Raw genomic sequence first — 18797 nt, forward strand, 5'->3', positions numbered from 1 at the left:
ACACCATCATGCAGATCAAGGACCTGATCCCCTGGGCGCGCAAGGACGGCGCGCCAGACGCCAAGAGCAGCGAAGACAACCCGATCGCGACGCTCCAGCGCGAAATGAACCATGTGTTCGAGAACTTCTGGAACCGGGTCGGTCAGTTCGAATGGCCCTGGGGCAGCGGCGAAGCCAAATCCGACATGGTTGAGACCGACAAGGCGATCGAAGTGTCGATCGAGCTGCCGGGCATGGAGATGAAGGACATCGAGGTGACGGTCAACGATGACATGTTGACCGTGAAGGGGGAGAAGAAGATCGAGCGCCAGGAGGAGAAGAAGGGATACTATCTCTCCGAGCGCAGCTACGGCGCGATCTACCGCACGATCCCGCTTCCGCCCGGCGTGGATGGCGAAAAGGCGCAGGCATCCTTCAAGAACGGGGTTCTGACGATCAAGCTGCCCCAGACACCCGAGGCGCAGGCGAAGGTCAAGCGCATCGAGGTCAAGAACGGCTGATTTGCCAAATCGGGTGTCGCCGGTTTGCGGCGTCCCCTCCGCTCCGTGCGATATCGCACCGTCTGGCGAAGCCCCGGGGAGCTTGTCTCTCCGGGGCGGCTTTCGAGGGGCAATCATGAAGGACTTGCAACGATCCGGCCTGACCCGTGAACAATGGTCGGCGATGACGCTCTACGAGAAGTTCGAACAAATCGTCATCTTCGTCCTCAGCGTCATCATTGCGGCGATCGTCGTGGCGTCGGTCTGGGCGCTGATGCGCGAAGTCGTGAACCGCCTGGTTCTGGGGGCATTTGACACGCTCGATTACGCCACCTTCCAGGTGGTGTTCGGCATGATCTTCACCGTGGTGATCGCGCTCGAGTTCAAGCGCTCCATTCTTGTTGCGACCGAACGCAGCTTCGGGATCCTCCAGGTCCGCACGATCGTGCTGATCGCGCTCCTCGCCATCGTGCGCAAATTCATCATCCTGGACCTCGGCGAGACGGAATCATCCAAGATTGCCGCACTCGCGGGCGCGGCGCTTGCGCTCGGCGCTGTCCATTGGCTCGTGCGCGATCAGGACCGACGCGAACTCGGAGGCCACGAGACGCGATGACCGCGGCCTCCGCCAGCCACCGCCTGCTCAATTTCGTGCAATCGGCGCTGCTGCTCGGGCTCATGGCCGCGATCGCCTGGATCGCGGTGACAGCGATCGTCGGACCCGAGACCGGTCTCCTCATGGCGCTCGCGATGGTCGGGGGTCTCCTGTTTGCGCCCGCGCTGCCACGCCGGCTGCTCCTCTCGGCCTATCAGGCGCAGCGGCTCACCGGTCGTGATGCCCCCGGTCTCGTCGCGGCCCTGGCCGAACTCGCCCGCAGGGCCGGGCTGCAGCGCGCGCCGGCGCTATATCGCGTGCCGAGCCGGCTGCCGAACGCCTTCGCCCTGGGCAGCCCCGAGGACAGCGCCATCTGCGTCACCGACGGGCTGCTCAACCTGCTCGACGGCCGAGAACTCGCCGGGGTTCTGGCGCATGAGATCGGGCATATCGCCAACTGCGACCTGTGGATCATGAGCCTCGCCGACATGATGTCGCGCCTCGTCTCGCTGGCAAGCTGGCTCGGACAGTTGCTTCTACTCCTCAACCTGCCTCTGGTCCTGGCAGGCATGGTCCATGTGCCTTGGCATGTCGTGATTCTCCTTGTCTTCGCGCCCACCCTCATGGCGCTGGTCCAACTCGGCCTTTCGCGGACGCGCGAGTACGACGCCGACCGCGCCGCCGCAGAGCTGACCGGCGATCCGGAGGGGCTCGTGCGCGCGCTCGTCAAGCTCGAACGCCGGGTCGGTCGGTTCTGGGAGGAGATCCTTCTGCCCGGCCGCCGCATTCCGGAGCCCTCGTTGCTCAGGACGCATCCCCCGACCGAAAGCCGAATCCGCCGCCTCCGGGACCTGGTCACGGGTCGCACGACCCCGATCCCCGCCCTTGTCGGCTACCCGACCGCAAGGGTACCGCTGGGAGGGACACCGCCTCGGTTCCATCGCCTTGGGCTCTACTGGTAGGCCTGCAGGGAAGCTGGATCGCCCAGGAGAACGGCGACCTGTCAGAAGGCAGGTCTTCCAGAGAAGGTTGGATATCAGGCCCATCCACTCCGCCACTTTCCCCCGCGAAAGCGTTCTCCCGATCCGGCTGTGGCCAGATTTTTCCGTTGTTTTCGAGGGTTATGCGTATGGGGCTGTTCAGTGGCGTCGGTGCCAGGAGGTCCGGTAGAGGTCTCTCATGGCCGATATTCTCCGGACCTCATGACTGCGCGGATTTGGTGAATTTGTTGCAAATATCTGGATTTGCGAGACTTTTTCTACGTCGCAGCTGGGCACATCGACACCAGTGGCGTTCGCTGAAATGGAACAGAACTCGAACTTTTGCTACAGCCAGCCGGCACGGTCGTCTCACGCATCAACTTCCGCGATGCGGACCGTACCGCCTTCAGACCTTCGACGGCGTCCACCCCATCGCTTACGGCTCATCGCTGCTCTGCGTCGCCTCACTGTGATGACGGCAGCCTGCGAACAAGGCACTCGTCATTCGCCCATGGACTGTGCGTCGGCCTGCAGCGTTGTCCCCTTCAACCACCCACGCCACAACGAGCAGCCCAATCGGCACTGCCCTCTACAAGATGTTGCTCATGAGGGTGTCGTTGTGCCATGTTGACCGTGACCCGATCTTGAATTCATACGGAGCAACGCAGCAACAGAGTCTTCGTTCATCTTAGACACTCATTAACGTCGATTGGCGCAAATTCGGCAGCAGCGTGGAGCGACGCCCCCGAAACCATGACACAAACTCCTCGTAGTGATGCCAACCAGAATATAGAAAAACAAGAGCAGGGAGAACGTCCGTACATGTCATTCCGTTATATCGGATCAAAGGCCCGTGTCGTCGACACCATCATCGACCGGATCGGGTCGCCGGATAGCGGGATGTTCATTGATGCATTTTCGGGGACTGGTGCGGTTGCGGAAGCTGCTTCCAGAGCCGGTTGGAAAGTACATGTAAACGATCATCTGAGTTCGTCGGCCATCATGTCATTCGCGAGGCTGGTCTCCAAAGCCGACGTTCTGTTTTCCGGGCTCGGGGGGTATGCCAGTGCCGTCGAGGTGCTGAATTCGCTCAAGCCACAGCGCGGCTTCATCTGGCGTGAATACAGCCCCGCTTCTTCACAACATTGTTCTGTGTCCCGCATGTATTTCACGGAAGGCAATGCCCAGAAGATCGATGCAATCCGCAGCCAGATCCGCGAATGGCGCTCTCGTGAAGACATAAACCAGAGTGAAGAACGTGTTCTGATCGCAGACCTAGGTCATGTTGACAAATGGCGGAGCCAGAGGCGGATCGACGTGATGTCGATGAAGCCCAGGAAGCTTTCGGCGGTCTTGTCGTAGCGGGTGGCGACGCGACGGGCATTCTTGAGCTTGTTGAAGCACCGCTCAACGAGATTGCGCAGGCGGTAGAGCCTGCGGTCAACGGCGACCCGTAGCTTCCGGGTTTTGCGCATGGGGATGACCGGCACCACGTCGCGCACCTCCATGGTCTTGCGGATGTTGTCGGAGTCGTAGCCGCGGTCTGCGAGCAGAACGCTTGGCTCGGGCAGGTTGTCAGCCATGACCAGATCGAAGCCGAGGTAGTCCGATGTCTGCCCGGCCGTGATCTCGGTTCTCATGGGCAGGCCTGCCGCATTGACCCGCAGATGGATCTTGGTCGTGAAGCCACCTCGCGAGCGGCCGAAACCTTGGCGCGGAGTCCCCCTTTTGCGCCCGCTGCCTGATGATGAGCGCGAACCACGGTGCTGTCGATCATCTGCAGCGCATCCGGCACGATCCGGCTCTCGTTCAGCGCCTCCAGGATCTGTTCCCACAGCCCCGCCAACGTCCAGCGCCGGAACTGCCGATAGACAGACGACCATTTGCCGAACTCTTCCGGCAGGTCGCGCCAGGGCGACCCCGTTCGGGCGATCCAGAAAATCCCATCCAGAACAAGCCGATGGTTCGTGGGCTTGCGGCCGTTCGGAGAACGGACAGCCAGGATGAAGCGTTCAAAGAACGCCCACTCGTCGTTCGACATCAGGTTTCGTGCCACGCTGGTCTCCATTGCAGATACCAGCTTGAATCACGATCACCGCGCCCGGTGAATCCCTTTTGTCAACACGCCCTAGCTTGATGGGCTTGTCTTCGATGATCGGGCCGAATGTCGATTTGTTCATTGCGCAGCTCCGTAGGGCTCGAGGACCAAATCGCGGGTGACGATAATGCGGACCGGGAAGCCTGGTCTGATGGTCAGCGTGGGAGCAACCTGCAACTGGCGACGGATGATCTGCTGGCCGGCGTCGTTGATCGTGTCCTGTGCGCCGTCGCGAATGGCGCGGATCAGGCGGTCCTCATCGTCGACGGCGAGCTCAGCGCCGACGGCGAGCAGCGTCGAGAGGCCAGCAGCCTTCGCCAGATCCCACCAGTGATAGTCCACGCCATCTTCGAGTCCGGCATAGCCTTGCGTGTCCGCTCCGGGCTGACGCTCCAGCACGATCGAGCGACCGTTCGGGAAGATCAGGCGATTCCAGACGAGCAGCACGCGGCGCTGCCGGAAACCGACATCGTTGCTGTATTCGCCGATGATTCGGGTGCCCTGGGGCACAAGCAGGACCCGGCCGGTGGGGCTGTCGTAGATGTGTTCCGTCACCTGGGCGGTGATCTGACCGGGCAGATCGGAGCGGATGCCGGTGATCAGCGCGGCTGGAATCACCGCGCCGGCCTGCAGCACAAAGGGCGATGCTGGCGGCATGACGCGATCTGAGGCGACGGTGCGCCTGTCGACGGCGGCGTTGAGGAAGGCGTTTTGCCGGTCCTGGGCAGTTGGGGCACCTAACTGGCCTGCAAGCCCGAGGCCGGCAAGATTTGGACTGGCTACGCCTGGAGAGGTTGCGGCAGCCGCTCCCGTTCTCGGGCCGGTCTGGAAGAAGACGCGGCTGGTCCGGGCCGCTTCTTCCTCGGCCAGACGGCGCTGTTCCTCGGGATCGACCTGCGGTGTCGCCATGGCCGGCGGCACGACCGGCCGGCCGCGGTTCTGGGCGTCGAGGATCGGCCGCCCGAGATCGCCGGGCAAAGCTGGGCCCAGTACCGGGCCGGTGTAGTCGCGCGGCAGGCCCGCGAGGCCATCGGCCGTCGGCCTGTTGTCGATGGAGTAGAGCTCCTCGTTCTCCGTACCGGCATCGCGCGTCTGGAGCGCATACATCAGCGCACCTGCGATGCCGATGCTGGCGATGAGGCCGACGCTGGCCAGAACTTTGCGCGACAGGCGCGTGACGCGCGGCGGCTCCGCACGCAGCCGCATGGTGGATGTGGAATCGACGGCGACGCCGGTGAGCGGAGCGCTCTCTTCGTTTTTTTCTTCGTGGTTGCTCATGACGTTGGCCTTCCGTCGGTACGAACGATCCTGACGGTCTGCTGGCGGTCGCCGCCGCCGAGACGCAGCTCGGCCGCGCCGAAGAGGCGATCGACGATCAGGATGTTCTGGTAGATGCGGCTGTTGACGATCTGGGCCTCGCCGTCCGATCCGATGACGAAGAGCGGTGGCATCTCGCCCTGCACGATGCCGCGCGGGAACTCGACATAGACCCGGCGTCCGTCGTCATAGACCGAGACCGGCCGCCATGGCGGCGTGTCGCCGGTCAGGCCGTAGCGATAGTTCCTCGCCGCAACGGCCGGAATAACCGGCGTGGCCGGAACGCTCTGCCGCTGACCGGCGGGCGGCTGCGGATAGGCCCACGCGACGGCAGGCATATAGGGGCTTTCGCCTGATCGCAGCTCGATCATGTAGACGCGGCGATCGGTCGTGACGACGAGATTGGTGGTGATGTCGGCGCGCGTCGGCTTGACGAGAATGTGGACGCGGCGGGCGGCGCCGCTGCCGCTCTCGGTATCGCCGATGATCCAGCGCGCCGTGTCGCCGGCGGCGATCGGGCCGGCGCCGGTCAGGCTCTCGCCCGGCTCGAGTGCAATATTGGTGATCTGGCCGGGGGCGGCATAGACCTGATAGAGCGCCCCTTCGCTCCAGGGATAGATCTGGATGGAATTGTAGTATCCCTCGCGCCGTGGCTGAACCCTTGCGGCGGCATTGGCGTTCTGGACGCGACCTTCCGGCGTACTGGCGGCGGTACCACCGCGCGCCGGCGTCCAGGCCGGCGGCACATGCAATGGGCGCGGCCGCTGGTCGGTGACGATCGCCGGCACGGCCGGAAGTGGCGGCACGTCGGCATCGTAGCTGATCTGGGGTGGCCGGTTGGTTGCACAGCCCGCAAGCATGGTGGCGGAAAGCAGGACAATCGCCAATGCGGGTTTACGGAAACGCTGAAAGGCGGGTTTGTTCATCGTCGGGCGGCTCATTGGCTCATCTCCCGCGACCAATTGATGGCGTTGACGTAGATCCCCAGCGGATTGGCGCGCAGCCGCTCGGCGTCGCGCGGCGTCTGGATCACGATCGTCAGGATCGCGGTCCAACGTTCGGTGGTGGAGAGCTGGCCGTTCTCGTAATGGCGCTCGGTCCAGGCGACGCGGAAGCTGTCCGGCGATGCACGTATGACGCTCGATACCTCGACGGCGATCTGCTGGCGGCCGACGCGGGTGAACGGGTCATTGGCGCGGGCATAGTCGTTGAGAGCGGCTGCGCCGCGGTCCGTGGTCCACTCATAGGCCCGAAGCCAGTTCTGCCGCACGATGATGGCGTCGGCCGGGATCGAGCGGGTCTGCTCGATGAAGCGCGCGAGGTGCCAGGCGATCTGGGGATCGGTCGGCCGATAGTCGGCCGATGCCGGGGCGACGGTCTGGGCCTGGCCGAGGTTGTCCACCTGCACCACCCAGGGAACTACGGTCCCGCGCGCCGACTGCCAGACAAGGGCTGCGGCAAAGCCGGCCGAGAGGATCAGGCTGCCGAACGCCATATAGCGCCAGTTCTTCGCCTGGACGCGGGCCGAGCCGATGCGCTCGTCCCAGACTTGCGCGGCCTTTTGGTAAGGCGTTTCTGGTTCCGGCGTCTTGCCGTAGTGGGTGGCGGGTCGTTTGAAGAGGCTCATGAGCGGTCACTTTCGGAAAGATTGACGGAAGAGCCGCCGCCGTGGCTGTCGCCGGACCGGACGGCGTGCGCGGCGGCTGAGATGCCGTGGCTGAGGGCCTGGCTGCGTTTCATGCGCTTTGCCCAGTCAGGGGCTCCATCGCGCTGAGGACTGACGGATTCGGCAGCCGCATCCGCGCCGCCAATGGTTCCCATGGTCGAGGAGCCACCGGTCACGCCGAAGCCGGCCTTGGCGCCATCGGAGAAGCTGGATTTGACGCTCTCGGATGCGCGGGCGGCGGCGCGCTTGAGCGGCGAGACAGCGGCCGATCCCGCGGCGCGCGCAACGCCGCCGAGGCCGGATGCGACGCCCGCGGCGCCGGACTGTCCCAGCGAGCCGAGGCTGTAGGCCGACGAAGCCGCACCTGCCGCGGCCGCACCGCCGCGAACAGCAGCGCCGCCGCCGGAGATCGCTGCCCCTCCACCCTTCACGGCAAGGCCCGCGGCGCCCCCGGCAGCAAGCGCTGCGCCACCGACGGCAAGGCCAGTACCGACAGCTGCGCCGGCGCCAAGCTGCGGCCCGCCCGACACGAGGCCATTGGCAATACCGGGGCCGAAGATGCCGAGGCCCAGAAGGGAAAGTGCTGCGAGCACGACGGCCATGGCGTCATCGATGGACGGTGTCTGGCCACCGAAGCCGGCGGTGAACTGCGAGAACAGGGTCGAGCCGATGCCGATCACGACGGCCAGAACCAGCACCTTGATGCCGGAGGAGACGACGTTGCCCAAGACCCGTTCGGCCATGAAAGCGGTCTTGCCGAACAGTCCGAAGGGGATCAGCACGAAGCCGGCCAAGGTGGTGAGCTTGAATTCGATAAGCGTCACGAAGAGCTGCACGGCCAGGATGAAGAAGGCGAGCAGCACCAGCGCCCAGGCGAAGAGCAAGCAGGCGATCTGGATGAAGTTCTCGAAGAAGGCGACCCAGCCCATCAGGTCGGAGATGGAATCGAGCAAGGGGCGAGCGGCATCGAGGCCGGTCTGAGCGACCTTGCCGGGGCGCAGGAGATCCTCGACCGTGAAGCTGGTGCCGGAGCCCCTCAGGCCGAGACCGGCAAAGCTATCGAAGACGATCTTGGCGAGGTTGTTCCAGTTGCCGATGATGTAGGCGAAGACGCCGACGAACAGCGTCTTCTTGACCAGCCGCGCGATGATGTCGTCGTCCGCGCCCCAGGACCAGAAGAGAGCCGCGAGCGTCACGTCGATGACGATCAGCGTGGTGGCGATGAAGGCCACCTCGTCGCCGAGCAGGCCAAAGCCAGAGTCGATATAGCGGGTGAATGTCCCGAGGAATGTATCGATAACGCCTGTTCCGCCCATCGACCTATCTCCCCTCGCCCGCGGCCGAAGGAGCCGGTTGCGGCGAACGGCCGAGGAATCGGTCGCGGGTTTCGGCCCAGACGCGCAGGCAGTCGGGATCGTTGGCGGCACTCTGCCCAAGCTGTTGGCACCGGCGTTGCGCCTCGCGCAACGGATCGCGTGCGGGCTCGATGAGGCGCACCGGCTCCGTTCCCGGAGCTTCTACTTTTCGGGTCATCTCGATCGCCGTCGCGGTAATGGCGACGGCGACGAAGACGAAGACGCCCAGCCGGGCCAGCATCTTGCCATCCATGGCCGCCCCCTTTCGCCGTGTCAGTTGCCGTTGTTGAACATCTGCGCGTTGCCCGGCTGATAGCCGGAACCGGGCGTCAGGAAGCGGCGGCGCTGTTCGCGTCCCTGTTCGGCCGCAGCCGCGCGTTCGGCTTCGCTCAGCGCGCCGGCTCGGCCATTCGCCGAGATCAGGGCGATCAGGTCGGAGAGCTGCTGCGACTGGAGCGCGAGGAGCTGGTTGCCGGCCTGGGTCGCCTGGAGCGCGCCCGTCGCGCCCTGGCTCTGGCCGACCAGCGTCGCCATTTCGGCACGGTTCGTGTCGATGTTGCCGACCACGCCGGCTTGCACGCGCATGGCGTCCTGCAGGCTGCCCACGGTGTTCTGCCAGCGCGCGAGGGCGTCGGCGACGAGTTGCTGCTCCGTCATTGACATGGAGACATTGCCGTATTGCTGCTGAAACATCTGGTCGATGCGTTGGACATCGAAGGCGATGTTCTGCGCCTGGTTCAGAAGCTGCTGCGTGCGCTGGACACTCTGCTGGAGCTGCTGGAGTGAGGAATGCGGCAGGCTCGCGAGATTGCGGGCTTGGTTGATGAGCATCTGCGCTTCGTTCTGGAGGCTCTGAATCTGGTTGTTGATCTGCTCCATGGCGCGCGCCGCCGAGAGTACGTTTTCGACGTAGTTCCTCGGATCGAAGACGATCCACTGCGCGGCGGCGGGTGCGACGAGCACCGGCGACAAAGCGATGGGGAACGAAAGGAATGTTGCGGCAAGCAAGGCCGCGCGCGGGCGACGGATCATGATGGTGTCTCCAGGTTGGTGAGGTCGGGGATCAGGTCGACTGCCCAGTCGACGCCGCGCAGGCGCAGCCAGGCTGCGAGGAAGCCGTCGCGACCATGCTCGGCGAAGATGCGGGCGATGGCCGCCTGGTCGGATTTCGAGGATGCGGCGGTGAGCGCCAGTCCGACTTCGGAGAGACCGAGCTCGAAGAGGCGGTTGCCGCGCCGCGACTGGCAGTAATAGTCGCGCTTGGGCGTGGCCCGCGCGAGGATCTCGATCTGCCGGTCGTTGAGACCGAAGCGGCGATAGATCGCGGTGATCTGCGGCTCGATAGCGCGCTCGTTCGGTAGCAGCAGCCGCGTCGGGCAGCTTTCGATGATCGCCGGCGCGATCGCCGAACCGTCAATGTCGCTGAGCGATTGGGTGGCGAAGATGACGCTGGCGTTTTTCTTGCGCAGCGTTTTCAGCCATTCGCGCAATTGCCCCGCAAATCCTTCGTCATCGAGCGCGAGCCATCCTTCGTCGATGATCAGGAGCGTGGGCGAGCCGTCGAGACGATCGCCGATGCGATGGAAGAGGTAGGCGAGCACGGCTGGCGCGGAGCCCGTGCCGACCAGGCCCTCGATCTCGAACGCCTGCACCGAGCCCTGGCCCAGATGCTCGGTCTCGGCGTCGAGCAGCCGTCCGTAGGGACCGCCGACGCAATAGGAGCGCAGCGCCTGCTTCAGATCGTTCGATTGCAGGAGAACGCAAAGGCCGGTGATCGTCCGCTCTTCGACCGGCGCGGAGGCCAGCGAGGTCAGCGCCGACCAGAGATGCTCCTTGACCTCGGGCGTGATCGCGATGCCCTCGCGCATCAGGATGGCGACGAGCCAGTCGGCGGCCCAGGCCCGCTCGGGCATCTCATGGACGCGGGCGAGCGGCTGGAGTGAGACGGAGAAGTCCGATCCCTCGGTCAGGTCGCCGCCGAGGTCGTGCCAGTCGCCACCCATGGCGAGCGCGGCCGCCCGGATCGAGCCGCCGAAATCGAAGGCGAAAACCTGCGAGTTCTCATATCGGCGGAATTGCAGGGCCATGAGGGCGAGCAGGACCGATTTGCCGGCGCCGGTCGGTCCGACGACAAGCGTATGGCCGACGTCGCCGACGTGAAGGGAAAACCGGAACGGGGTGCTTCCCTCGGTTTTGCCGTACAGCAAGGGCGGCGACCCGAAGTGCTCATCCCGTTCCGGTCCCGCCCACACGGCGCTCAGGGGGATCATGTGGGCGAGATTGAGCGTCGAGATCGGCGGCTGGCGGACATTGGCGTAGACATGGCCCGGCAGCGAACCGAGCCAGGCGTCCACCGCATTGATGGTCTCGACCATCGCCGTGAAGTCGCGGCCCTGAATAACCTTCTCGACCAGCCGCAGCTTCTCGTCGGCGATACGGGGATCGGCGTCCCAGACAGTGATGGTGGCGGTCACGTAGGCTTGCCCGGCATAGTCGGCGCCGAGCTCCTGAAGGGCGAGATCGGCATCAGCGGCCTTGTTGGCCGCATCGGTGTCGACGAGCGCCGATGCCTCGTTGGTCATCACCTCCTTGATGATCGCGCCGATCGATTTGCGCTTGGCGAACCACTGCCGGCGGATCTTCGTCAGCAGCTTCGTGGCGTCGGTCTTGTCGAGCAGGATCGCCCGCGTCGACCACCGATATGGGAACGCCAAGCGGTTGAGATCGTCGAGGATTCCGGGTGTGGTCGCGGTCGGGAAGCCGATGATCGTGAGGATGCGCAGATGCGCATTGCCAAGACGCGGCTCGAGCCCACCGGTCAGCGGCTGATCGGCGAGCAGCGCGTCGAGATAGATCGGGGTTTCCGACACGCGCACCCGGTGCCGGTTGGTCGAGACGGTCGAATGCAGGTAGGTCAGCGTCTCGCTGTCATCGAGCCAGGCGCATTCGGGCATGAAGCCGTCGAGCAGCGCCAGCACGCGATCGGTGCGATCGATGAAACCGCGTAGGATCTCGTGCGGATCGACGCCGGCGCGGTCGCGTCCTTCGTAGAGCCAGGTCTCGGTGCGGGCGGCTTCTTCCGCCGGCGGCAGATAGGTGAAGGTCAGGAAATAGCTGGAGATGAAATGCGCCCCGGCTTCCTCAAACGCCGCCTTGCGCTCGGCGTCGAGGAGCGCCGAGGCAGGATCCGCAAAACGGCTTTCCGGATAGGTCGAGGCTTCGTGGCGCTGCGCCTCGACGAAGATCGCCCAGCCGGAGCCGAGACGGCGGAAGGCGTTGTTGAGACGCCCGGCAACGGCGACCAGCTCGGCGGCAACGGCACTGTCGAGATCCGGGCCGCGGAAGCGTGCCGTGCGCTGGAACGATCCGTCCTTGTTGAGGACGGCGCCCTCACCGACGAGAGCGACCCAGGGCAGGTAGTCGGCGAGGCGGGCGGCGGCGCGGCGATATTCGGCAAGGTTCATCATGATGGCACCGTCCTCAGACCGACAGGTGACCGGGGATGCGCAGGTGGCGCCGGCCGACCTCGACGAAGAGCGGATCGCGCTTGGCCGCCCAGACGGCGGCGAAGTGGCCGATGGCCCAGATCGCGAGACCGACCAGCCAGAGGCGCAGGCCGAGCCCTACGGCCCCCGCCAGCGTTCCGTTCATGATGGCGATGGAGCGCGGAGCGCCGCCGAGCAGGATGTGCTCGGTCAAGGCGCGATGAACCGGAACGGTGAAGCCTGGCACCGCGTCGAGCTGTTCGTACCCGCCCGCCATCAGACCAGCGCCCCGCCGCCGAACGAGAAGAATGACAGGAAGAAGCTCGACGCGGCGAATGCGATCGACAGGCCGAAGACGATCTGGATCAGCCGGCGGAAGCCGCCCGAGGTGTCGCCGAAGGCCAGCGTCAGGCCGGTGACGATGATGATGATGACGGCGATGATCTTGGCGACCGGTCCTTCGATCGACTCAAGAATTGATTGCAGCGGCGCTTCCCACGGCATGGACGAGCCAGACGCGTGGGCGGCGGGCGCGAGGACTAGGCTGGTATAGGTAACGGCGACGGCCGTCGCGACATGGCGGCGGATGCGAAGTGCATGGCGGTTCATGAGGGATCTCCTGCTGGGTTGGGGGCTTGCGTTGCGGGGGTGATGCGGTAGTCGTCCTCCGGGCCGAGACCCTCGACACGGGCAAGCTCGACGAGCCGGCGCTGCGATCCGCGCCCGGCAAGCACTGCGACGAGATCGATGGTTTCGGCGATGAGCGCGCGCGGGACGGTGACGACGGCTTCCTGGATGAGCTGCTCGAGACGGCGCAGCGCGCCGATGCCGGTGCCGGCGTGAATGGTGCCGATGCCGCCAGGATGGCCGGTGCCCCACGCTTTCAGGAGGTCGAGGGCTTCGGACCCGCGCACCTCGCCGATCGGGATGCGGTCGGGGCGCAGGCGCAGGGAGGACCGGACCAGATCGGAGAGCGTCGCCACACCGTCCTTGGTGCGCATGGCGACGAGGTTTGGCGCGGCGCATTGCAGCTCGCGCGTATCCTCGATGATGACGACGCGGTCCGTGGTCTTCGCCACTTCGGCGAGCAGTGCGTTGGTCAGTGTAGTCTTGCCGGTCGAGGTGCCGCCGGCGACGAGAATGTTTGCGCGCGAGGCGATGGCCGCGCGCAGCGCCTCGGCCTGATCCGCCGACATGATGCCGCCGGCAACGTAGTGATCGAGTGTGAAGACAGCGATGGCAGGCTTGCGGATGGCGAAGGCAGGCGCCGCAACGATGGGTGGCAGCAAGCCTTCAAACCGCTCCCCCGTCTCGGGCAGTTCGGCGGAGACACGCGGGCTACCCGGATGAACTTCGGCGCCGACATGGTGTGCGACGAGACGGACGATGCGCTCGCCATCGGCGGGCGCCAGTCGTTCGCCCGTGTCGGAGAGACCTTCGGACAGGCAGTCGATCCAGAGCCGGCCGTCGGGATTGAGCATCACCTCGACGATCGACGGGTCTTCCAGAAACCGGGCGATCGCCGGCCCGAGGGCCGTGCGCAGCATGCGCGCACCGCGCGCGATCGCCTCCGACTTGTGGTGAGATGCCGCCATGTCGTCCCCTTGTGGTCAGGGACCGTTCAGCCGGCCCTGGATCGGGGACGATTAAAAGAGCCTGAAATTGGGCTGTTTCAACAAGTCTTTGTCGTAGTAGTAGCCTAGCGTGCAAATACAGGCGAACGGCGGCGCAGCCTTAAGTTTGAACTGTGTATGACCATGACTATTGGTCGATGTCCTCGGTCGAGCCTGCCTCAGATTCGGGAACGACATCGTCCGGAATCTCGCGCAGGAAACTTTGCCCCTGCTGCAGGCGTCGGCCGAGCGTTTCGATAAACCCCTCGTAGCGTTCCCGCCCCTTCACCTGAGCTGCGGCCTGCGCCTCACCGGCGAGCGGCGGCGTGACGGAAAGCCAGAAGCGCACGAACAGGGCGAGTGTCTCGGCGGTGACGCCGAGATCGCGCTCCAATCGCTGCACTTGCCGTGTCAACCGATCGAGACGGCGGGTGAGCGCGGCCTCGCGCTTGTCGGCGCCATCCGGCGACAGGAAGGAGGCAACGGCCGCCTCGACGATCGCGGAGCGCGAAATCTTCTTGCGATCGGCGAGGTCGGCGATCTGGCGCAGCATGTCGGGCGGGAAATACACATTCATGCGGTCGCGCATGGTTCAAAGCTCCATATTGTCGTTGGGGTCCATGGCGACCTGGCGAGCGATGCCGCTCATCCGGCGTCGCAGCGCCTGGCGCTGGCGGGCGGCGTCCTCCGGCTCGTCGTCGAGAAGGGCCGTAAATTCTTCGGCCGGATTCTGCTCCGTCGTCTCCTTGACGATCGCGACGTGCTCGGGCAGCTCGGGCTCGCGTCGCAGGCCGCTGTTGGCGGCGTCCTGCTCGGCCTTTCGGATCTCGGCCAGCAAGGCCGCGTCGGGTGCTTGCGGCTTCAGCTCCGTCCAGGGGTCCTTTCGCGCGGTTCGGCTTGTCTTGGCCGGATCGGGCGGTGGTAGCACCCGCTCGGCGAAGCGCTTGTCCTCGAAATAGCGCGCCTTCTTGGCCCGGATCGGCGGCGTGGCCGCCAGCATGACGATCTCATCGGTGGGCGGAAGCTGCATGATCTCGCCCGGCGTCAGCAGCGGCCGGGCGGTTTCGGAGCGCGAGACCATCAAATGCCCTAGCCACGGCGACAGCCGATGGCCGGCATAGTTCTTCATCGCCTTCATCTCGGTCGCGGTGCCGAGCGCGTCCGAGACGCGCTTCGCCGTGCGCTCGTCGTTGGTAGCGAAGCTGACGCGCACATGGCAGTTGTCGAGGATCGAGTTGTTGGCGCCGTAGGCTTTCTCGATCTGGTTCAGGGACTGGGCGATCAGGAAGGCCTTCATGCCGTAGCCGGCCATGAAGGCGAGCGCGCTCTCGAAGAAGTCGAGACGGCCGAGCGCTGGAAACTCGTCGAGCATCATCAGCACGCGATGGCGGCGCGTCTCGGCATGTAGGTCCTCGGTCAACCGCCGGCCGATCTGGTTGAGCACGAGACGGATCAGCGGCTTGGTGCGCGAAATGTCCGAGGGCGGCACGACGAGATAGAGGGTGGCCGGGCGCGCATCTTCGATCAGATCGGCGATGCGCCAGTCGCAGCGTCGGGTCACTTCGGCAACGACCGGATCGCGATAGAGCCCGAGGAACGACATGGCCGTCGACAGCACGCCGGAGCGTTCGTTGTCGGATTTGTTGAGGAGTTCGCGCGCCGTCGACGCAATGACCGGGTGTGGGCCGGCTTCGCCGAGATGCGGCGTGGTCATCATCGCCGCAAGCGTCGTCTCGATCGGACGTTTCGGATCGGACAGGAACCCGGCGACGCCGGCCAGCGTCTTGTCCTTCTCGGCATACAGAACGTGGAGGATCGCGCCGACCAGCAGCGAGTGGCTTGTCTTTTCCCAATGATTGCGCTTTTCCAGCGAGCCTTCGGGATCGACGAGCACGTCAGCGACGTTCTGGACGTCGCGCACCTCCCATTCGCCGCGACGCACCTCGAGCAGCGGATTGTAGGCGGCTGATTTAGGGTTGGTCGGATCGAAGAGCAGCACGCGGCCGTGCTTTGACCGGAAGCCGGCGGTGAGCTGCCAGTTCTCCCCCTTGATGTCGTGAACGATGGCAGAGCCCGGCCAGGTCAGCAGTGAGGGAACCACCAAGCCCACGCCCTTGCCGGATCGGGTCGGTGCGAAGCACAGGACGTGCTCGGGACCGTCATGACGCAGGTAGTCGCGCTCGAGTTTTCCGAGCACGACGCCGTCGGGGTTGAGCAATCCTGCCGCCTTGACCTCGTCGCGCTCAGCCCATCGCGCGGAGCCATAGGTCTCGACATTCTTCTGTTCGCGGGCGCGCCAGATCGACATGCCGATGGCGACGGCAATGGCGATGAAGCCGCCGGATGCTGCGATAATGCCGCCTCTGGCGAAGACGTTCGGCGCGTAGACGTCGAAGAAGTACCACCACCAGAAGATCGCCGGCGGATAATAGATCGGGGCGCCGGCGAGTACGAACCAGGGCGTGCCGAGCTGCGCCTGATAGCCGAGCTGCCAGGCCACATACTGCGTCGCGCCCCACGTCGTGACGAGGACGATCAGGAAGACGGTGAGGATCTGGCCCCAGAGTATTTTGGTGGCGGACATGGGTGTGCTTCCGGGCAAATACCCGGCAGATCGAGCCTCGAAACCGCCATGACAAGAGCGAGAATAGAACTGTCGAATAAACGGATAGCATAGCGTGCATATCGGAAAAGCTGGTGCGTTCGCGATGTAGCATAGGGCCGAGAAAGATGTTGGGATTGCGCAGTTTTGGTTGGTGGCGGTTCTCAGTCTCCACGGGGCTGTGCGCGGAGTTCCGAGTCATCCTGATCCTTGTTAGGGTGAAAGCATGAAGCTCGCTGGCTGATCGGGAATGGAACGGCCCATGGGTGAAGGCCTCCAAAAGGGGGACTGGGAGCGCTTCCGTGCCTTGGGGAGCGTGCCGGAGGGGATTCGGGAAGTCGTGCTCGGATCATGGATCCGGTCGCGCAGTGATGGAGGGCTGTATTCGCTTCAGCAGGCGCCATCCTTGGCTCTGGATGAACTGAACCGGCGCCGGTCGAGGAACTGGCGCCTGCGCCGAGCGGCAGAGAGCGCGGTGCGACAGGCGGGCGACATGCTTGAGGATGCCGGCGCCATGCTCCTGCTTTGCGATGGCGGCGGCGTCATTCTCGAGGCGGCGGGCGACGCGCGCATCCGGTCGCGCGGCGAGGAGAACCATCTCCATCCCGGCGGACTGTGGGCGGAAACTGCGATCGGCACCAATGCGATCGGCACGGCGCTGCATCTGGGCGCGCCTGTCACCATCGGCAGCGTCGAGCATTTCTGCGAGGCGATCCAGCGTTGGTCCTGTGCGGCGGCGCCCGTGCGAGATCCGGTGGACGGGCGGGTTCTAGGCGTTGTGGATGTCTCGGCCCCGTCCGATGAACACATGCGGCAGGGCGCGGCGCTCGCCGTCGGTCTCGCGCTGCAGATCGAGGAGACGCTGCGTGGAACGATGTTGCAGGAGCGCGAGCGGCTCATCAGACGGCTGCTCGATGCGGCAGGGTCCCTTGACCGCGACAGGATCCTGGTTGACCGCCACGGCCGCAGGATCTGGGCTTCGCACGACAGCAGGTGGATCGATGCAAGGCTCGTCTCGGTCGCCGATCTGCTGGATGAGGCGAGCCTCCATGAGGATGCCCGCGTGCTTGCCGAACGGATCCGCGAGGGCCTGCCCGACGCCGACGTGGAGGTGATCTCGGAGGAGGGCGAAGTGCAGGGGTTGATTATTTCTTTCGCGGATCGCCGAGGGGGACAGCGCCATACCGAGCGAGAGCGGTCTGACAGCGGGGAAACGCTGCGCGATCGCGAACGGGCCCATGTTCTCGACACGGTCGCCGAATGCGACGGCAATCTGAGCGAGACGGCGCGGCGTCTCGGGATTTCACGCTCGACGCTCTATCTCAAGCTCGAGCAATATGGCGTCTCGCGTCGGCGCTGAATCAGGCTCCACGATTCAGGGATGAATTCGTTCGTCTTCGGCGCGCGTCTGCCAGGCCCGCCTGTCCGAAAATCGGACAGGCGGGGTCGACGTGGCCCGTGGTAAAGACATCGGACAATCAGCGCCCAAGGAGGAAACGAGAATGAAAGCGCTCGTCTATCAAGGACCCGGCAAGAAAGACTGGGTCGAAAAGGCAAAACCTGGCATTGAAAAACCCACCGACGTGATCGTGCGGGTGACCAAGACCACGATTTGCGGCACCGATCTTCATATCCTGAAGGGGGATGTGCCCGCGGTGACCGAAGGCCGGACGCTGGGCCATGAAGGTGTCGGCGTGGTTGAGGAAGTCGGCGGAGCCGTGCGCAACTTCAAGAAGGGCGACGCGGTTCTGATTTCCTGCGTCACCTCCTGCGGGACCTGCCCGAACTGCAAGCGCCAGCTTTACGCGCATTGCTCGGACGGGGGCTGGATCCTCGGCCATAAGATCGATGGCACCCAGGCGGAATATGTCCGCATCCCCTATGGCGACAATTCGCTCTACCCCATCCCGGAGGGCGCTGACGAAGAGGCGCTGGTGATGCTATCGGACATTATGCCGACCGGGCTTGAGATCGGCGTCCAGGCCGGTCGGGTGAAGCCGGGCGACACCATCGCGATAATCGGCGCCGGCCCGGTGGGCATGTCGGTGCTGCTGACCTCGCAGTTCTACTCGCCCGGCCGCATCATCATGATCGACATGGACCCGGCGCGGCTGGAACTGGCCAAACAGTTCGGCGCCACTGATCTGGTCCAGGTCGGAACGGAAGACGCTGTTACGCGCGTTTTGGAGATCACCGGCGGAGCAGGCGTCGACGTCGCCATCGAGGCGGTCGGCATTCCGGCGACCTTCGATATCTGCCAGAAGATCGTCTCGGCCGGCGGCAACATCGCCAACGTCGGCGTTCACGGCAAACCCGTCCAGCTTCATATCGAAGAACTCTGGATCAGGAACATCAACATCTCGATGGGGCTGGTATGCACCAACACCACGCCCATGCTGCTGAAGACCTTGGGATCCGGTAAGGTCAATCCAGGCAAGCTGGTGACCCATCGCTTCCCGCTGGATGAGATTCTGAACGCCTATGACGTCTTTGCGAATGCCGCACGCGAAAAGGCGATGAAGGTAATCCTCCAGGCCTGAGGCGCTATTTTCTTCAGCTTTGTGGATGAACACCCCGTCTGGACGATCTGGCGGGGTGTTCTTGCAT

The 18797-nt window shown here is 64.7% G+C and carries 20 protein-coding genes; 6 read left to right on the plus strand and 14 right to left on the minus strand.

Annotated features, from left to right (window positions below; all coding sequences use genetic code 11):
* Nucleotides 1-8 precede the first annotated feature (8 nt).
* From ACFSGJ_RS20435 to ACFSGJ_RS20450, 4 genes are all read left to right on the plus strand, one after another.
* Nucleotides 9-500 carry an Hsp20/alpha crystallin family protein gene (locus ACFSGJ_RS20435; RefSeq protein ID WP_112999681.1) on the plus strand — a complete coding sequence of 164 codons (492 nt, stop codon included), beginning with the start codon at nt 9-11 and terminating at the stop codon, nt 498-500.
* 115 nt (nt 501-615) lie between these two features.
* Complete coding sequence (locus ACFSGJ_RS20440; protein WP_390266012.1) at nt 616-1095, plus strand: phosphate-starvation-inducible PsiE family protein; 480 nt, start codon at nt 616-618, stop codon at nt 1093-1095.
* Nucleotides 1092-2036 (plus strand): zinc metalloprotease HtpX, encoded by a 945-nt coding sequence (locus tag ACFSGJ_RS20445; RefSeq protein ID WP_390266014.1) that lies wholly within the window; start codon nt 1092-1094, stop codon nt 2034-2036. The genes ACFSGJ_RS20440 and ACFSGJ_RS20445 overlap by 4 nt, the downstream gene beginning before the upstream one ends.
* Nucleotides 2037-2876: 840 nt before the next feature.
* Nucleotides 2877-3416 carry a DNA adenine methylase gene (locus ACFSGJ_RS20450; protein WP_390266016.1) on the plus strand — a complete coding sequence of 180 codons (540 nt, stop codon included), beginning with the start codon at nt 2877-2879 and terminating at the stop codon, nt 3414-3416.
* Here ACFSGJ_RS20450 and ACFSGJ_RS20455 read toward each other — a convergent pair.
* The 14 genes from ACFSGJ_RS20455 to ACFSGJ_RS20520 form a co-directional block, all read right to left on the minus strand.
* A protein-coding gene (locus ACFSGJ_RS20455) for an IS5-like element ISPme2 family transposase (protein ID WP_088238952.1) occupies nt 3335-4122 on the minus strand; the annotation gives its coding sequence in 2 pieces (ribosomal slippage) (nt 3335-3786 and nt 3786-4122; 789 coding nt in all). The genes ACFSGJ_RS20450 and ACFSGJ_RS20455 overlap by 82 nt on opposite strands.
* Entirely contained in the window at nt 4067-4234 is a 168-nt protein-coding gene (locus tag ACFSGJ_RS20460) for a hypothetical protein (RefSeq protein WP_390266019.1), read from the minus strand. Before ACFSGJ_RS20460 ends, ACFSGJ_RS20455 begins: the two co-directional genes overlap by 56 nt.
* Nucleotides 4231-5358, minus strand: coding sequence for a TraB/TrbI/VirB10 family type IV secretion system protein (locus tag ACFSGJ_RS20465; RefSeq protein ID WP_390266049.1), 1128 nt, complete (start codon nt 5356-5358; stop codon nt 4231-4233). Before ACFSGJ_RS20465 ends, ACFSGJ_RS20460 begins: the two co-directional genes overlap by 4 nt.
* 68 nt (nt 5359-5426) lie before the next feature.
* Entirely contained in the window at nt 5427-6410 is a 984-nt protein-coding gene (trbG, locus tag ACFSGJ_RS20470; RefSeq protein ID WP_390266021.1) for a P-type conjugative transfer protein TrbG, read from the minus strand.
* A complete protein-coding gene (gene trbF, locus ACFSGJ_RS20475) occupies nt 6407-7096 on the minus strand; it encodes a conjugal transfer protein TrbF (RefSeq protein ID WP_342640493.1) in 690 nt (229 codons plus the stop codon). The genes trbG and trbF overlap by 4 nt, the downstream gene beginning before the upstream one ends.
* Entirely contained in the window at nt 7093-8451 is a 1359-nt protein-coding gene (trbL, locus tag ACFSGJ_RS20480) for a P-type conjugative transfer protein TrbL (protein WP_342640492.1), read from the minus strand. The genes trbF and trbL overlap by 4 nt, the downstream gene beginning before the upstream one ends.
* Nucleotides 8452-8455: 4 nt before the next feature.
* Complete coding sequence (gene trbK-alt, locus ACFSGJ_RS20485; protein ID WP_390266023.1) at nt 8456-8743, minus strand: putative entry exclusion protein TrbK-alt; 288 nt, start codon at nt 8741-8743, stop codon at nt 8456-8458.
* Between the two features lie 20 nt (nt 8744-8763).
* Complete coding sequence (gene trbJ / locus ACFSGJ_RS20490; protein ID WP_390266025.1) at nt 8764-9522, minus strand: P-type conjugative transfer protein TrbJ; 759 nt, start codon at nt 9520-9522, stop codon at nt 8764-8766.
* The gene (gene trbE / locus ACFSGJ_RS20495; protein ID WP_342640489.1) at nt 9519-11957 is read right to left on the minus strand and encodes a conjugal transfer protein TrbE; all 2439 of its coding nucleotides are present in this window, start codon (nt 11955-11957) and stop codon (nt 9519-9521) included. Before trbE ends, trbJ begins: the two co-directional genes overlap by 4 nt.
* Before the next feature lie 13 nt (nt 11958-11970).
* Nucleotides 11971-12252 carry a VirB3 family type IV secretion system protein gene (locus ACFSGJ_RS20500; protein WP_342640488.1) on the minus strand — a complete coding sequence of 94 codons (282 nt, stop codon included), beginning with the start codon at nt 12250-12252 and terminating at the stop codon, nt 11971-11973.
* Nucleotides 12252-12584, minus strand: coding sequence for a TrbC/VirB2 family type IV secretion system protein (locus tag ACFSGJ_RS20505; protein WP_342640487.1), 333 nt, complete (start codon nt 12582-12584; stop codon nt 12252-12254). Before ACFSGJ_RS20505 ends, ACFSGJ_RS20500 begins: the two co-directional genes overlap by 1 nt.
* Nucleotides 12581-13570, minus strand: a complete 990-nt coding sequence (trbB, locus tag ACFSGJ_RS20510; protein ID WP_342640486.1) for a P-type conjugative transfer ATPase TrbB — start codon at nt 13568-13570, stop codon at nt 12581-12583. Before trbB ends, ACFSGJ_RS20505 begins: the two co-directional genes overlap by 4 nt.
* A 166-nt stretch (nt 13571-13736) precedes the next feature.
* On the minus strand, nt 13737-14177 hold the full coding sequence (locus ACFSGJ_RS20515; RefSeq protein ID WP_342640485.1) for a CopG family transcriptional regulator: 441 nt from the start codon (nt 14175-14177) through the stop codon (nt 13737-13739).
* Nucleotides 14178-14180: 3 nt separating this feature from the next.
* Nucleotides 14181-16172, minus strand: coding sequence for a conjugal transfer protein TraG (locus tag ACFSGJ_RS20520; protein ID WP_390266029.1), 1992 nt, complete (start codon nt 16170-16172; stop codon nt 14181-14183).
* 268 nt (nt 16173-16440) lie between these two features.
* Here ACFSGJ_RS20520 and ACFSGJ_RS20525 point away from each other — a divergent pair, with 268 nt between their 5' ends.
* The gene (locus ACFSGJ_RS20525) at nt 16441-17550 is read left to right on the plus strand and encodes a helix-turn-helix domain-containing protein (RefSeq protein WP_390266031.1); all 1110 of its coding nucleotides are present in this window, start codon (nt 16441-16443) and stop codon (nt 17548-17550) included.
* A 142-nt stretch (nt 17551-17692) separates the two neighbouring features.
* Nucleotides 17693-18730: a zinc-dependent alcohol dehydrogenase family protein gene (locus tag ACFSGJ_RS20530; protein ID WP_183319143.1), complete on the plus strand. Its 1038-nt coding sequence runs from the start codon at nt 17693-17695 to the stop codon at nt 18728-18730.
* Nucleotides 18731-18797: the final 67 nt, after the last annotated feature.

This window comes from Halodurantibacterium flavum (genome assembly GCF_042681825.1).
Classification (GTDB): Bacteria; Pseudomonadota; Alphaproteobacteria; order Rhodobacterales; family Rhodobacteraceae; genus Halodurantibacterium; species Halodurantibacterium flavum.